Source organism: Polaromonas sp. P1_E11 (genome assembly GCF_056405995.1).
Genome location: NZ_JBFUBA010000007.1, coordinates 39253 through 54178, shown reverse-complemented (window position 1 = coordinate 54178; position 14926 = coordinate 39253). Strand labels below are relative to the sequence as shown.

At 62.5% G+C, this 14926-nt stretch carries 13 protein-coding genes; 9 read left to right on the top strand and 4 right to left on the bottom strand.

What is annotated here, in order from left to right; genetic code table 11:
- Positions 1-132: 132 nt before the first annotated feature.
- Genes AC1D11_RS19975 through AC1D11_RS19965 form a run of 3 tightly spaced genes read left to right on the top strand, consistent with a single transcriptional unit; the run spans position 133 to position 3791 of the window.
- The gene (locus tag AC1D11_RS19975) at positions 133-474 is read left to right on the top strand and encodes an Hpt domain-containing protein (RefSeq protein ID WP_477647938.1); all 342 of its coding nucleotides are present in this window, start codon (positions 133-135) and stop codon (positions 472-474) included.
- Positions 475-504: 30 nt separating this feature from the next.
- Positions 505-3405, top strand: coding sequence for a PAS domain S-box protein (locus AC1D11_RS19970; protein WP_477647939.1), 2901 nt, complete (start codon positions 505-507; stop codon positions 3403-3405).
- 2 nt (positions 3406-3407) lie between these two features.
- A complete protein-coding gene (locus AC1D11_RS19965; protein WP_477647940.1) occupies positions 3408-3791 on the top strand; it encodes a response regulator in 384 nt (127 codons plus the stop codon).
- A gap of 306 nt (positions 3792-4097) precedes the next feature.
- Here the strand turns inward: AC1D11_RS19965 and AC1D11_RS19960 are convergent, their stop codons facing one another.
- Positions 4098-4964, bottom strand: coding sequence for an exodeoxyribonuclease III (locus AC1D11_RS19960; protein ID WP_477647941.1), 867 nt, complete (start codon positions 4962-4964; stop codon positions 4098-4100).
- An 11-nt stretch (positions 4965-4975) separates the two neighbouring features.
- Between AC1D11_RS19960 and pyrE the strand changes: the two genes are divergently transcribed.
- The gene (gene pyrE / locus AC1D11_RS19955) at positions 4976-5725 is read left to right on the top strand and encodes an orotate phosphoribosyltransferase (RefSeq protein ID WP_477647942.1); all 750 of its coding nucleotides are present in this window, start codon (positions 4976-4978) and stop codon (positions 5723-5725) included.
- Positions 5726-5782: 57 nt separating this feature from the next.
- Positions 5783-6403 carry a DUF4124 domain-containing protein gene (locus AC1D11_RS19950; protein WP_477647943.1) on the top strand — a complete coding sequence of 207 codons (621 nt, stop codon included), beginning with the start codon at positions 5783-5785 and terminating at the stop codon, positions 6401-6403.
- Positions 6404-6442: 39 nt separating this feature from the next.
- Here AC1D11_RS19950 and gatB read toward each other — a convergent pair whose 3' ends face one another.
- Genes gatB through gatC form a run of 3 tightly spaced genes read right to left on the bottom strand, consistent with a single transcriptional unit; the run spans position 6443 to position 9766 of the window.
- Positions 6443-7942, bottom strand: a complete 1500-nt coding sequence (gene gatB / locus AC1D11_RS19945) for an Asp-tRNA(Asn)/Glu-tRNA(Gln) amidotransferase subunit GatB (protein WP_477651306.1) — start codon at positions 7940-7942, stop codon at positions 6443-6445.
- Positions 7943-7952: 10 nt separating this feature from the next.
- Complete coding sequence (gene gatA / locus AC1D11_RS19940; RefSeq protein WP_477647945.1) at positions 7953-9458, bottom strand: Asp-tRNA(Asn)/Glu-tRNA(Gln) amidotransferase subunit GatA; 1506 nt, start codon at positions 9456-9458, stop codon at positions 7953-7955.
- 8 nt (positions 9459-9466) lie between these two features.
- Entirely contained in the window at positions 9467-9766 is a 300-nt protein-coding gene (gene gatC / locus AC1D11_RS19935) for an Asp-tRNA(Asn)/Glu-tRNA(Gln) amidotransferase subunit GatC (RefSeq protein WP_477647946.1), read from the bottom strand.
- 283 nt (positions 9767-10049) lie between these two features.
- Here gatC and AC1D11_RS19930 point away from each other — a divergent pair, with 283 nt between their 5' ends.
- The 4 genes from AC1D11_RS19930 to mrdA all read left to right on the top strand — a co-directional run bounded on the left by AC1D11_RS19930 (position 10050) and on the right by mrdA (position 14831).
- Entirely contained in the window at positions 10050-11093 is a 1044-nt protein-coding gene (locus AC1D11_RS19930; protein ID WP_457281706.1) for a rod shape-determining protein, read from the top strand.
- A 58-nt stretch (positions 11094-11151) separates the two neighbouring features.
- A complete protein-coding gene (gene mreC, locus AC1D11_RS19925) occupies positions 11152-12072 on the top strand; it encodes a rod shape-determining protein MreC (protein ID WP_477647948.1) in 921 nt (306 codons plus the stop codon).
- On the top strand, positions 12069-12587 hold the full coding sequence (mreD, locus tag AC1D11_RS19920; RefSeq protein ID WP_477647949.1) for a rod shape-determining protein MreD: 519 nt from the start codon (positions 12069-12071) through the stop codon (positions 12585-12587). The genes mreC and mreD overlap by 4 nt, the downstream gene beginning before the upstream one ends.
- Before the next feature lie 165 nt (positions 12588-12752).
- The gene (gene mrdA / locus AC1D11_RS19915) at positions 12753-14831 is read left to right on the top strand and encodes a penicillin-binding protein 2 (protein WP_477647950.1); all 2079 of its coding nucleotides are present in this window, start codon (positions 12753-12755) and stop codon (positions 14829-14831) included.
- Positions 14832-14926 lie beyond the last annotated feature (95 nt).

Below are 14926 nucleotides of genomic sequence, written 5' to 3'. Positions count from 1 at the left end.
CTTTCTTCTTCATCACGGGCAACGTGCGCGCACGCCCTGCTTGCATGCCAAGGCGATTTTGGGGTTGGCCACCGGCGGCTCCTGCGGCGCTGCATCAAATAACGCACGGCTGGCACCATCCTTTCGGATGCCATGACACAACCCAACCCGGCCCTGCTCGCATTTCTGGAGGAGCAGCGCGCCGACTACACCCGCTCATTGCCGCGCCGTCTTGAGCAGGTGGCGGCCTTATGGCAACAAGTCCTCAACGGTGACGATCTGGCACAGGCTTTGCCAACCCTGGAACGCCAGGCGCACAGCCTGGCCGGATCTGCCGCCACCTTCGGATGGGCCGACCTCGGCCTTGCGGCCCAGGCGCTGGAGCTGGCCATAGAGCCTCATGTCGGTGCCGGCCAGCCGCTTTCGCCGCAGGTGCAGGCCGAAGTCGGACGGGCAGTTGAGGCACTGCAGCAGCGCTTTCCCGGTACTGCCTGAACGCATCCGGCCAGATCGCACAAAATGTCCATGTTTTCCTCCAACGCTTTTCTGGTCAAGATCAAAATCGCATTGGCTGCGGGCCTTGTGCTGATGATGGTTGTGGGTGCGGCCTCGTATATCGGCAACAACCGCCTGATTGAAACGGCACAGTCCCGGGTGCGCACGGAAGACACGCTGGTGATGCTCGAGCGTGCGGACTCCGGCCTTCGCACGGCCGAGTCCACATTGCGGCAGTATCTGCTGAGCGGCAGCCCCCAGGATCTGGAGGAGTTCCAGCGGGCCCGGGTCGAGTTGCGCGCGATCAGGGCGCGCACGCTCAGCGCCAATGTGTTGCAGGAGGCGGCGGAGTTCGATGAATTGATTAACCAGCGCGCCCAGATCGCGAACCAGTCCATCGCGGCGCGCAAGGCGTCCGGCCCCGAAGCCGCTGCGGCCGTTCTTGGCAGCGATGCCAGCCGGCAATTGAGGCTGCGCACCGACGGGTTGCTGGAAAACGCGCGTAATCGCGAGGCCCACAAGTGGCGTGATGCGCAGGCCGCGGCGGAGCATAGCGCCCAGTGGGCTCAGGGTTTCATCATCGCGGGAAACCTGCTGTTTGCCTGCATGCTGGCCTGGATGGTCTATGTGGTCAAGCACTATGAGCACGTGCGAAAACGCGGCGAGGAGCAATTGCGCGACAGAGAAGTGATGAGTCGCAGCATTACCGAGGGAATGGTCGAAACGGTGATCACCACCACGTCCGACGACATTGTTCTGGAGGCCAACGCGGCGGCTTTGCAACTCTTTGGGTACGAGAAAAGCGATCTGATCGGCCGTGACGTGTCGGAGTTGGTGCCGCCGCGGTTTCGCCAGCAATACAAGGATTTCACCTCCATGATGCGCGAGCAGCCGGAAACATTCCGGATATCCGGGCAGGAAGTGCGCGCCATGCGCAAAGATGGCAGCGAGTTCATGGTCAGTGTGTCCTTTAGTGATGTGCAGGTCGGTGGTCGCCGCCTCTTTACTGCGTTGATGCATGACATTACCGAGAGCAAGCGCATCAGCAAGGCCTTGCGGGCGAGCGAGTCCCAGCTGCGCCAGGTCACCGATACGGTGCCGGCCCTGATTGCCTACCTCGATACGGAGCAGCGCTTTCGCTTTCACAACCGCGCTTACGAAGCTGCTTTCGGCCTGAGCTTCGAGCAGATCGACGGGCACCCCCTGGCGGAAGTCCTGGGTCCGCAGATTTACGAAACCGTACGGGAGAAAGTGGAAGAAGTGCTGGGCGGCAAGCCGGTCCGCTACGAACGGACCCAGGTGACGCCGGAAGGCGAGCGCAGGCACTTCGCGATGCAGTATTTCCCCCGCTACGGTGAAGGCGCCGCCAAAGACAAGGTCATCGGGTTCTTCTCAATGGGCACAGACATCACTGAGCTCCGGCGTATCGACCGCATGAAGACCGAATTTGTGTCCACTGTGAGCCATGAGTTGCGCACGCCGCTGACCTCCATACGGGGCTCTCTGGGCCTGATTTCCGGCGGCGTGGCCGGTGAGCTGCCTGCGGCGGTGAAAAATCTGGTGGGCATTGCCCAAAGCAACTGCGAGCGCCTGATCCGGCTGATCAACGACATCCTGGACAGTGAAAAAATCGAGTCCGGCAAATTGCGCCTGGACCTGCAGGTGGTGGACCTTCGGCAACTGGTGCAGCAGGCGCTGGTCGCCAATGAGGGCTTTGCCAGCCAGCACCGGGTAGACCTCGTGTTGCGGGCACCTGACGTCGCCCTGCAGGCACGGGTCGACGCTGACCGTATGACGCAGGTTTTGACCAATCTTCTGTCCAACGCGGTCAAATTTTCGCCACCGGGCAGCCCGGTAGAGGTCAGGCTGTCACGGTCGGCGCAGCGCGTTCGGGTCGAAGTGGTTGATGTCGGCCCCGGCATTCCCGAAGAGTTCCACGGCCGCATTTTCCAGAAATTCTCGCAGGCGGATTCTTCCGACACCCGGCAAAAGGGCGGAACCGGCCTCGGCCTGAATATTTCCCGCGCGCTGGTGGAGAAGATGGACGGCACGATCGGCTTCAGCAGTGCGGAAGGCGTGGGAACCACCTTCTTTTTTGAGGTGCCGGAATGGACCAACCCGGTGCCACTGCTGCAACCGGTGCGGATACAGCCGGCTGTTTCAACCCGGCCCCGCATCCTGATCTGCGAAGGTGATCCCGACGTAGCCAGGCTGATCAGCATGATGCTGAGCAAGGCCGGTTTCGACTCCGACATGACACACAGCGCGGAGCAGGCGCTAGCTTGCCTGGCGGCCAATAGCTACGATGCGGTGACGGTAGACCTGAAACTGCCTGGGCAAAACGGCGTGGCCTTTATCGGCCAGCTGCGGGAGGATGAAAGAACCCGCCACCTGCCTGTTGTGGTGATCTCGGCCATGGCCGAGCAGGGGCAGTTACAGTTCAACCGCAAGCCGCACACAGTGTCGGACTGGCTCAAGAAACCCATTGACGAGCGGCTCCTCATTCACAGCCTGCGCCGCGCCGTTGTCAGCGTGGACGAAGGAAAACCACGCGTCCTGCATGTCGAAGACGACCAGGATATCCAGCAAATCACGGCAGCCATTGCGCAGGATTTTGCGACTTTTGAATTTGCCACCACGCTGGACGAGGCTCGCGCTCTCCTGCGCCAGCATTCTTTCGACCTGATCTTGCTGGACCTGTCGCTCGGCAGCCATTCGGGCTGGGACCTGTTCGAGGATATCGATGCCCTCGATCCGCGCCCGCCGGTGATCGTGTTCTCGGCCGGCGACGTGAATCCGGCGGACGGCAAGCAGGCCGATGCTGTACTGGTCAAGGCTCATACTTCCAATACCGAACTGCTCAATACAATCCAGCGTGTGCTTCAAATTCCCGCCGACTCCCGCCCCACCCAATCCCAACCCCTGATCTGATCATGACCAAACCACTGACCCGTATCCTGTATGTCGAAGACGAACCCGACATTCGTATGGTTGCGCAGATGGCGCTGGAAGCCGTAGGCGGCTTTACCGTTATCGCCTGCGCTTCGGGCCAGGAAGCGCTGGATGCCGCACCGGGCGCCGGCGCCGACCTGCTGCTGCTGGATGTGATGATGCCCGGCATGGACGGGCCCAGCACGCTCAAAGGTCTTCGGGCATTGCCGGCCACGGCCGACACGCCGGTGATTTTCATGACCGCGAAGGTGCAGGCTGCGGAGGTCGCGGTGTACAAGGGCCTGGGCGCCATGGAGGTGATCCCCAAGCCGTTTGACCCCATGGAGCTGTCGACCCAGATCCAGCGCATCTGGGCAGCGCAGTAGAGCCCCCACGGCCGCTCACTTTGTGTAGCTCCCTGCCCCCCGAGGGGGCCGCCCGCCTGCGGTCTGGCAAAGCCGAAAATGGCACACCCCTATCGGGCTCACTGCGTGTAGCCCTTTTCCCCTTGCAGGGGACTGTGCCTGCGGCCCGGCAAAGCCGGTTCCGCGGCGCATGCTGGGTTGAAGATTCAAGGCGTAACCAGTGGGCGTTATTTACCAGCAGGCAGCCGCGGGACTGGCTTTGCCAGACCGCAGGCGCCGCCCCCTGGAAGGGGGGGACAGGCTACACGCAGTGAGCCTGGGCGGGGGTCAAAGTCCAAACTCATAGTCCACGCTCATGGGGGCGTGGTCTGAAAACCGCTGTTCCTTGTAGATATGTTCGCTGCGGGCCAGTGCGGCGAACGCCGGGGTGGCGAGGTGATAGTCCAGCCGCCATCCTACGTTTTTGGCATAGGCCTGGCCGCGGTTGCTCCACCAGGTGTATGCCGCGTCCGTGGCTGTGGGTTGAAGCTTGCGGTACACATCGACCATGCCGCCGCCCTTGAGCGAGGGGTCTGTGCGCTCTGTCAGCTCCTGTGCGGCTTCGTTGGCCAGCTCGGCATCTCGCAGCAGCTCGGTCATCCAGGCGCGCTCTTCGGGCAGGAAGCCGCTGTTCTTTTTGTTGCCCTTGAAGTTTTTCAGGTCGATTTCCTGGTGCGCGATATTGATGTCGCCGCACAGCACGAAGTCGCGTGTTTCCTTCAGTGCCAGCAGGCGCGGATAAAACTCGGCCAGGAAGCGGAATTTGGCGGCCTGGCGTTCCTCGCCCGAAGAGCCGCTCGGGAAATAGCAGCTGATGATGGACAGCTTGGGGCTTTGCCTGCGCCCGGGCCTGTCAAAGCGCAATTCCACATAACGCCCTTCGGCGTCGAATTCAGGGGAGCCGTAGCCCACGATGACATCGCTCGGTTCGTGCCGCATGTACACACCGACGCCGGAGTAGCCTTTTTTCTCGGCGAAATGAAAATGGCCTTTCATGCCGGCGATTTCCTCGAACCGGCCGCTCATGTCGGCGGCCTGAGCCTTGAGCTCCTGCACACAAATACAATCCGGCATGGATTGTGCAACCCAGTCCAGCAACCCCTTGCTGGCTGCAGAGCGGATACCGTTGAGGTTGAGGCTGGTTAATTTAAACATGGGATTTTCAAATGAGCACGGCAGGGAAACTGGACAACAAGGACGAAGCACATTCTGCGGACGGGGCGCTGGCACAGGAATTCGTGCAGTTTGCCGTCGAATCAGGCGTGCTGCGTTTCGGGCAATTCAAGACCAAGGCCGGGCGCATGAGCCCCTATTTTTTCAATGCCGGCCTGTTCGACGACGGGGCCAAGCTGGGCCGGCTGGCGCAATTCTATGCGCGCCACCTGCTGGCCGAAGAAAAGCGCAGCGGCCTTGAATTCGACATGATTTTCGGGCCCGCCTACAAGGGAATTCCGCTGGCTGCCGCGGTGGCCGTCGAGCTGGCGCGGATGGGGCGCAATTTTCCGTTTGCCTACAACCGCAAGGAAGCCAAAGACCACGGTGAAGGCGGCACGCTGGTCGGCGCTCCGGTCAAGGGCCGTGTGCTGATCATTGACGATGTCATGTCCGCCGGCACCGCCGCCCGCGAATCCATTGCCATCATCCGGGCGGCCGGGGCCATTCCCCACGCTGTGGCGCTGGCGCTGGACCGGCAGGAGAAGGCCACTGAGAATGGTGTGGATGTGAACCACAGCGCTGTGCAATATGTTACGAATCAGTTGGGCTTGCAGGTTTGTGCGATTGCGCGCCTGACCGACTTGCTGCAGTATCTCTCCAGGCAAGGGGGCACGTCGGCCGCAAGCGCTCCTGAAACGTTATCTTTGCAAGCGCACTACCAGTCGGTGCTGGCCTATCGGGAACGATACGGCGTCAATTAAGGATTCGAATTGCTCCTGCGAACCCCGTTCACGGTCATCTGTATTTCACTCACGTGCATGGCCGTCCCCGTTGCAGCGCAGAACATCTACACCTGTGTTGACGGCAAGGGCCGCAAGATCACGGCAGATCGCCCGATCATTGAATGCATAGACCGCACGCAACAGGAACTGGGCCCCTCCGGCCTGGTCAAGCGCCAGGTGGGCCCGTCGCTGACCGCGCAGGAGCGGACCGCCCTTGAGGAAAAAGAGAAGGCCGCCGTCGAAGTGCGCGCACGCGAAGCCGAGGAAAAACGGCGTGACCGCGCCCTGTTGCTGCGCTATCCGCGCCGGGAGGTGCACGACCAGGAACGCGTCACCGCGCTGGCCCAGATCGATGAAGTCATCAAGGCTGCGAGCAAAAGAACGGTGGAACTGGCCGCGCAGCGCAAGAGCATCAACAGCGAGCTCGAGTTCTACGCGAAAGACCCCGCCAAGGCACCCCTCGCGCTGAAGCGCAGGATCGAGGAAAACGACAACAGCGCTCTGGTGCAGAAGAAGTTCATCCAGGACCAGGAGCAGGAAAAAAAACGCGTCAACCAGCGGTTTGACGAAGAGCAGGCCAAGCTCAAGCAGCTGTGGACCATGGCCGGCGCGCCTGCCGGCGCGGCCAGTGGTGTTGCTGGCGCCGCAAAAAATTAGCGGCTCGCTCCTGGGCTGCTGATAGTTCCGTCAGAACGGTCAGCCCAGCTTCTTTTTAAGCAACTCGTTCACCTGGGCCGGATTGGCCTTGCCTTTGGTGGCTTTCATGGCCTGGCCGACCAGGGCGTTGAAGGCTTTGGCATTGCCCGATCGAACTTCCTCGACGTTTTTGGCGTTGGCGGCCAGAACATCGTCGATGATTTTTTCGAGCTCGCCGGTGTCGCTCATCTGCTTGAGGCCTTTGGCCTCGATGACGGTGTCTACGTCCTGGCCTTCGCCGGTCCACAACGCATCAAACACCTGCCTGGCCGCATTGTTGGAAATCGTGCCGTCCGCAATCCGGCCAATCAGGGCGGCAAGTTGCGCAGCGCTGACGGTGGAAGTTTCAATCGATTTTTCTTCACTGTTCAGCCGCCGCGACAACTCGCCCATGACCCAGTTGCTGGCCAGCTTGGGCTGTTTGCTGAGTGTCGCCACCGCTTCGAAATAAGCGGCTGTTGCCTTGTTTTGCGTGAGCTGGCCGGCATCGTATTCGGGCAGGGCGTAATCAGCCACAAAACGCGCGGCCATGACGCGCGGCAGTTCCGACATTTCGGCGCGGGTCCGTTCCACCCAGTCGCGGCCGATCACCAGTGGCGGCAAATCCGGGTCGGGAAAGTAGCGGTAGTCCGCGGCATCTTCCTTGGTCCGCATCGAACGCGTCTCGCCCGTGTCCGGATCAAACAGCACGGTGGCCTGCTGGATCGCATGGCCGTCTTCAATCTGTTCGATCTGCCAGCGCACTTCATAGTCAATAGCCTGCTGCATGAACTTGAAGCTGTTCAGGTTCTTGATCTCACGGCGAGTGCCCAGTTCGGCACCGGGTTTGCGCACCGACACGTTGGCATCGCAGCGGAAGCTGCCTTCCTGCATGTTGCCGTCGCAAATGCCGATCCAGGTGACGATCTTGTGCAGCTCTTTGGCATACGCCACTGCCTCGGCGGACGAACGCATGTCGGGCTCGGTCACGATTTCGAGAAGCGGCGTGCCGGCGCGGTTCAGGTCAATGCCGCTCATGCCGATGAAGTCTTCGTGCAGCGACTTGCCGGCGTCTTCCTCAAGATGGGCACGCACCAGGCGCACCGAGCGTTTTTCGCCATCCAGGAAAAATTCGACGCTGCCGCCTTGCACCACCGGGATCTCAAACTGGCTGATCTGGTAGCCCTTGGGCAGGTCAGGGTAGAAGTAATTCTTGCGTGCGAACACGCTTTGCTCGGCGATGTGCGCATTGACGGCCAGGCCGAACTCAATGGCCCGTTGCACCGCTCCCTTGTTCATTACCGGCAGGGCGCCGGGCAGGGCGAGGTCCACGGCGCAGGCCTGTGTGTTCGGCTCGGCGCCGAACGCGGTAGAGGCGCGGCTGAAAATTTTCGATTGCGTGGTGAGCTGCGTGTGGGTTTCAAAGCCGATGATGACTTCGTAACCTTGCACCAGCGGCCCGGTGGGGCGACCGGCTTGCATTTCGGCGAAAGGGTTGACGGTGGGTTGGGTCTGGCTCATGTCAAATCACTCAAAGGCTTGGTGGCTGGCGAAGGTGCCAGTCGGTAGCCAACTGAAACTGGTGCGCGGCGCCCAGCAGTTGCGCTTCCTTGAAGTAGTTGCCGATCAACTGCAGGCCCACAGGCATGCCGCTCGTGCCGAAGCCCGCCGGCACGCTCATGCCTGGCAGGCCGGCGAGGCTCGATGAGAGCGTGTAGATGTCGGCGAGGTAGCTGGCCACCGGGTCGTCCGACTTTTCGCCGATCTTCCAGGCCACGGTGGGTGAAACGGGGCCCGCAATGATGTCGCACTGCGTGAAGGCGGTCTGGAAATCCTGCGCGATCAGGCGGCGGATTTTCTGCGCCTTGAGGTAGTAGGCGTCGTAGTAGCCGTGCGACAGCACATAGGTGCCGATCATGATGCGGCGCGTGGCCTCGTCGCCAAAACCTTCCGAACGCGACTTCTTGTACATGTCGTTGAGGTCGGTGTAGCGCGCCGCGCGGTGCCCATAGCGAACGCCGTCAAAGCGGCTCAGATTGCTGCTGGCCTCAGCCGGCGCGATCACGTAATACACCGGAATGGAGAGTTCGGTGAGAGGCAGGCTCACGTCAACCAATGTGGCGCCCAGCTTTTCGTATTCGGCCAGTGCGGCGCGCACGGCGGCCAGCACGTCAGGTGCACAACCCGCACCGAAGAATTGCGTGGGCAGCCCGATTCTCAAGCCATTTAACGGCTTTACGCCCGCAGGTTGGGCGCCGGCAGCTATCAAATCAGTAGCATAGTCGGCGACGGGCAAGTCCAGCGACGTGGAGTCACGGTCCGGGTCGGGCCCGGCCATGGCCGAGAGCAGCAAGGCGCAGTCGAGCGCGCTGCGCGCCATCGGGCCGGCCTGGTCCAGGCTGGAGGCAAAGGCCACCATGCCGTAGCGTGAGCAGCGCCCGTAGGTGGGCTTGATGCCGGTGATGCCGGTGAGCGACGCAGGCTGGCGGATCGAGCCGCCGGTGTCGGTGCCTGTCGCGGCGGGCACCAGGCGGGCCGCAACAGCCGCCGCCGAGCCGCCCGAGGAGCCGCCCGGAATGCGTTCCAGGTCCCAGGGGTTTTTGACGGGCTTGTAGGCGCTGTTGTCGTTGCCCGAGCCCATGGCGAACTCGTCGCAGTTGAGCTTGCCCAGCGTGACCATGCCGGCTGCGCCGAGCTTGCCCACCACGGTCGCATCAAAGGGGCTGCGGTAGTTTTCCAGGATTTTTGAGCCGGCTGTCGTGGGGAAGTCGCGTGTAACGAAAACGTCCTTGTGCGCCAGCGGCACGCCCAGCAAGGGTGTGCGTTCACCGGCGGCCCGGCGCGCGTCGGCGGCTTTGGCTTGCGCCAGCGACACGTCGGCATTGGTGGACAGGAAGGCTCCCAGCTTTTCCTGCTGGATGCGGGCCAGAAAATGCTGCGTGACTTCAACACTGGAGACTTCGCGGGCGGCCAGTTTGGCGGCCAGCTGGGCAACGCCCAGGTCGTGGAGGTCAGAAGAAGCGGAAGAAGATGTCATGGCGCTGCTCATTCGATCACCTTGGGCACGAGGAAGAGGCCGCGCTCCACGGCGGGCGCGCTCACCTGGCTGGCTTCACGCTGGTTGGGTTCGCTGGCGATGTCCTCGCGCAGGCGCAAGGCCACTTCGCCGATCACCGCGGCCGGGTGGGCCAGTGGCTCCACGCCTTCGGTATTGACGGCTTCCATCTGCTCGACCAGGGCGAAAAAGCCGTTGAGCTGGGCCAGGGTGTGCTCGGTTTCGTCGGGGCGCAATTCCAGCCGCGCCAGGTTGGCGACGCGGGCGATGTCTTGGGGTGTCAATGCCATGGGGTAGGGATGAAGGAAATACGGGAGAAAATAAACCAGAAAACAGGGGCTGAAACGAGGTGTAAAGCTGAAAAAACAGGCAGGCTAAAGCTATTGATCTATAGGGGATGCGTTATTATCCCGCCTTTGGTGTGAAATCAGGGTTGGATGCGGGCTTTAGGCGTTTTTTAGGTGCCAGAAGCAGATTTCAGAGCGCCTCTGGCTCAACTTCCCCATAATTGCTTGATCAATAAAAAGGCGATGGAGCAACGAAGTTTGCTCATGCTCAACCGGACTCCTGCATATGTTTGAATCATTCCGTCGGTACTTCTCCACCGACCTGGCCATTGACCTTGGCACCGCCAACACCCTGATTTTTGTACGCGACCGCGGTATTGTGCTGGATGAGCCCTCTGTGGTCGCCATCCGCCACGAAGGCGGCCCCCAGGGCAAAAAAACCATCCAGGCCGTCGGCCACGAAGCCAAGGCCATGCTGGGCAAGGTCCCCGGCAACATCGAGGCCATCCGCCCGATGAAAGACGGCGTGATCGCCGACTTCACCGTGACCGAGCAGATGCTCAAGCAGTTCATCAAGATGGTGCACCCGCGCAGCCTGTTCAAGCCCAGCCCGCGCATCATCATCTGTGTGCCTTGCGGCTCCACCCAGGTTGAGCGCCGCGCCATCCGCGAAAGCGCGCTCGGCGCCGGTGCCAGCGATGTGTACCTGATTGAAGAACCGATGGCTGCCGCGATTGGCGCGGGCCTGCCCGTATCGGAAGCCAGCGGCTCCATGGTGGTCGACATTGGCGGCGGCACGACTGAAGTCGGCGTGATCTCACTGGGCGGCATGGTCTACAAGGGCAGCGTGCGTGTCGGCGGCGACCGTTTCGACGAAGCCATCATCAACTACATCCGCCGCAACTACGGCATGCTGATCGGCGAGCCCACCGCCGAGGCCATCAAGAAGAGCATCGGTTCGGCCTTCCCCGGCTCCGAAGTCAAGGAAATGGAAGTCAAGGGCCGCAACCTGTCCGAAGGCGTTCCTCGCAGCTTCACGATTTCCAGCAACGAAATCCTCGAAGCCCTGACCGACCCGCTCAACAACATCGTCAGCGCCGTGAAGAACGCGCTGGAGCAGACGCCCCCCGAGCTGGGCGCCGACATCGCCGAGCGCGGCATGATGCTGACCGGCGGCGGCGCCTTGCTGCGCGACCTGGACCGCCTGCTGGCCGAAGAAACCGGCCTGCCGGTGCTGGTGGCCGAAGACCCGCTCACCTGCGTGGTGCGCGGCTGTGGCATTGCGCTGGAGCGCATGGACCGCCTGGGTTCCATCTTCACCTCGGAATAAGCGTCTTCACTTCATGCTGCACGCCGGGCATGAAGCGGGGCCAGCCTGACAGCGAACCATGCCTTTAGGAACCCTCGACAGATCCCCACCGCCCTTTTTCAAGCAGGGGCCTTCGGCGCTGTCCAAGCTGGTGTTTTTCAGCGCGCTGTCGTTGTTCCTGATGGTGGCCGATACACGTTTTCGCATTACCCAGCCGGTGCGCGCCGCGCTGGCTACGGCCTTGTATCCGGTGCAATGGCTGGCGCTGCAACCGGTGCGCGCCGTCAAAAGCAGCGGTGAATATTTCACCACCCTGAACGATGCAAAAAACAGCAGCGAGGACGCCAGCCGCAAGCTCGCACTGCAGTCACTGCGCGCTGGGCAGGTTGAGCAGCTCATGCAGGAGAACAACCGCTTGCGCAAGCTCATGGGCCTGCGCGAACAGCTCGGCACCCCGGTGATGGCGGCCGAAGTACTGTACGACGCCGCGGACCCTTACACCCGCAAGGTGATCATCGACAAAGGCATGGCGCAGGGCGTTGACCTGGGCTCGCCGGTGCTGGACGAGTCCGGCGTGCTGGGCCAGGTCACCCGCGTGCATCCGCTGGTCAGCGAAGTGACCTTGCTGGTCGACCGCGACCTGGCCATTCCGGTGCTCAATGTGCGCACCGGCGCGCGCAGCGTGGCCTATGGCGACCCGACCGTTTCGGGCAGCGGCCTGGAGCTGCGCTTCATGGGCAGCAACTCGGATGTGCAGCAAGGCGACCTGCTGACCACCAGCGGCGTCGACGGCGTCTACCCGGCCGGCCTGCCGGTGGCCAAAATCAGCCGCATCGAGCGGCGCGCGGAATCGGCGTTCGCAAAAATTTTCTGCACACCACAGGCACTCGTGACGGGTGCGCGGCACGTCATCGTGGTCAAGCCCGGAACCGGCCAGATTCCGCCGCGGCCTGACGACACGCCCGAACCCGCGCCCAAGAAGAAGGGGGCTTCGAAATGATCATGCGATCGGGCCAGCAGCTGCTGCTGCCGGCCAACCCCGTCTTCATCTGGTGCAGCCTGATCGCTGCGCTGCTGCTGGACATGCTGCCCCTGGGCCGCGTGCCGTGGATGCCCGACTTCCTGGCCCTGGTGCTGGTGTTCTGGAACGTGCACCAGCCGCTGCGTGTCGGCATCGGCGTGGCTTTCATGTTCGGCCTGGGCATGGACGTGCACCAGTCTTCGCTGCTCGGTCAGCATGCGCTGTCGTATACGGCGCTGAGCTTTTTTGCCACCATGATCCATCGCCGCCTGCTCTGGTTCACGGTGCCGTCGCAGGCCTTGCAGGTGTTGCCGCTGTTTGCGGTGGCGCATGGTGTGGAGCTGGTGATCCGCATGATCGGCGGCGGCATTTTTCCGGGCTGGATCATGCTGCTGGCGCCGCTGATAGAGGCCGTTCTGTGGCCGGTGGTGAGCGTGTTGCTGCTGGCGCCGCAGCGGCGTGCACCGGATCCTGACCAGAACAGGCCATTGTGATGCCCCCACGGTCGTTCACTGCGTGTAACTCCCTGCCCCCCGAGGGGGCCGCTCCGCCTGCGGCCTGGCAAAGCCAGTTCCGCGGCTCGGACTGGCCTTTTTCGGCTCGCTTCGCATCGCCTCTTTGTTGTGGGCACTTTCTGGCGGTTGCAGGGTCAGAGTGTCATGACTGAACTGCGTAACGTTGAAGCCGACCTGTCGCGCTTTCGTGCGCGGGTGTTGGTGGCCAGCTTTGCGGTGCTGTGTGCTTTTTCTCTGCTGGCGGCGCGGCTGGTGTATTTGCAGGTGTACCGCCATGCCGACCTGAACGAGCAGGCCGAAAGCAACCGGACGGCCATCGTGCCCATCGTGCCCAACCGGGGTTTGATCCTGGACCGCAATGGTGTTGTGCTGGCCACCAACTATTCGGCCTACACGCTGGAGATCACGCCTTCCAAGGTCGACAACCTGGAGGAAACCATTGCCGCGCTGGAAAAGGTGGTCGACATCCAGGTGCGCGACAAGCGGCGTTTCAAGCGTTTGCGCGAAGAATCCAAAAGTTTTGAATCGCTGCCCATACGCACGCGCCTGACCGACGAGGAAGTCGCCCGGTTCGCGGCGCAGCGTTTCCGTTTCCCGGGTGTGGATATCAAGGCCAGGCTGTTCCGCAGCTACCCGTATGGTGAGCTGGGCAGCCATGTGGTGGGCTACATCGGCCGCATCAACCAGGCGGAAAAAGAAGTCATCGAAGGCAGCGAAGACGAAGGCAACTACCGCGGCACCGACTACATCGGCAAGCTCGGTGTTGAGCAGAGTTTTGAGCAGCAGCTGCACGGCACCACCGGTGTCGAGCAGGTCGAGACCTCGGCGGGTGGCCGCGCCATGCGCAAGCTCGCCAGCAACCCGGCCACGCCCGGCAACACCGTCATGCTGTCGCTGGACATCCGCCTGCAGAAGCTGGTGGAAGACATGTTCGGCGACCGGCGCGGCGCGCTGGTGGCGATGGACCCGAAGACCGGCGACGTGCTGGCGTTTGTCAGCAAGCCGACGTTCGACCCCAACCTGTTCGTGGACGGCATCGACACGGAGAGCTGGCAGTATTTGCGGGATTCGCTGGACAAGCCGCTGCTCAACCGCGCGCTGCGCGGCACCTACCCGCCGGGCTCCACCTACAAGCCCTTCATGGCCATGGCGGCGCTGGAAACCGGAAAGCGCTCCGCCAGCTTCATCGTCAACGACAACGCCTCCTGGAGTTTCGGCGGCCACGTCTTCCGCAGCCACGGCGACATCGCACTCGGGGCTGTGGACATGTACCGCGCCATCGTGAAGTCCAGCAACGTGTACTTTTATTCGCTGGCCAATGAACTCGGCGTGGACGCCATGCACGACTTCATGCAGCCGCTGGGTTTTGGGCAGATCACCGGCATCGATATCAGCGGTGAAGTCACGGGCGTGCTGCCCAGCCAGGACTGGAAGCGCAAGGCCTACAAAAGGCCGGAGCACCAGAAGTGGTACCCCGGTGAAACCATCTCGCTGGGGATCGGGCAGGGCTACAACACCTTCACCATGCTGCAGCTGGCGCAGGCCACGGCCGTGCTGGCCAACAACGGCGTCAAGCACCGGCCGCGGCTGGTGATAGGCACGCAGGACCCGGTGACGCGCGTGATGCACCCGCTGCCCGCCGATGCGCCGGAAAACCTGGGCTACAAGGCTGAAAACATCGCGATCGTGCGCAAGGCTTTGGTCGGCGTCACCCAGGAAGGCACCTCGGCCCGGGTGTTTGCCGGGGCGGGGTACCTGAGCGGCGGTAAAACCGGCACAGCCCAGGCGGTCACCATCGGCCAGAAAGACAAGTACAACAGCAGCAAGATGGAAGAGTACCAGCGCGACCACGCTGTTTACATGGCGTTTGCGCCGGCCGAAGACCCCAAGATCGCGCTGGCGGTGATCGTGGAAAACGCCGGCTGGGGTGCCGGGGTGGCGGCGCCGATTGCACGGCGTGTTTTTGACTATGTGCTGCTGGGCCAGTACCCGAGCGAGGAAGACATGGTGGCGGTGCAGAAGGGGCTGGCGGCAGCGCCCATCGGCAAGCCGCGCCAGGCCGCCGACGTCGCCGGCCTGCTGTCGGCCGGCGCAGCAGGCGCTTCCCCCGGTCCCACGAACGCCGCGGCTGCCGCTGCCGCCAAGGCCAGGACGGCGGCGATTGCGGAGGCGCTGAGCAAGCTGCCGCCACCCATGGCGGCGGCGGGCATCAACCCCGATTGAGCTGACTGTTGCTATCTATTTGATAGCTGCTTGCGCCCGTCATTATTGGGCTGAACGCCAATCCGGTCATCAAACGCTGCTGCCCGGACTTCAAG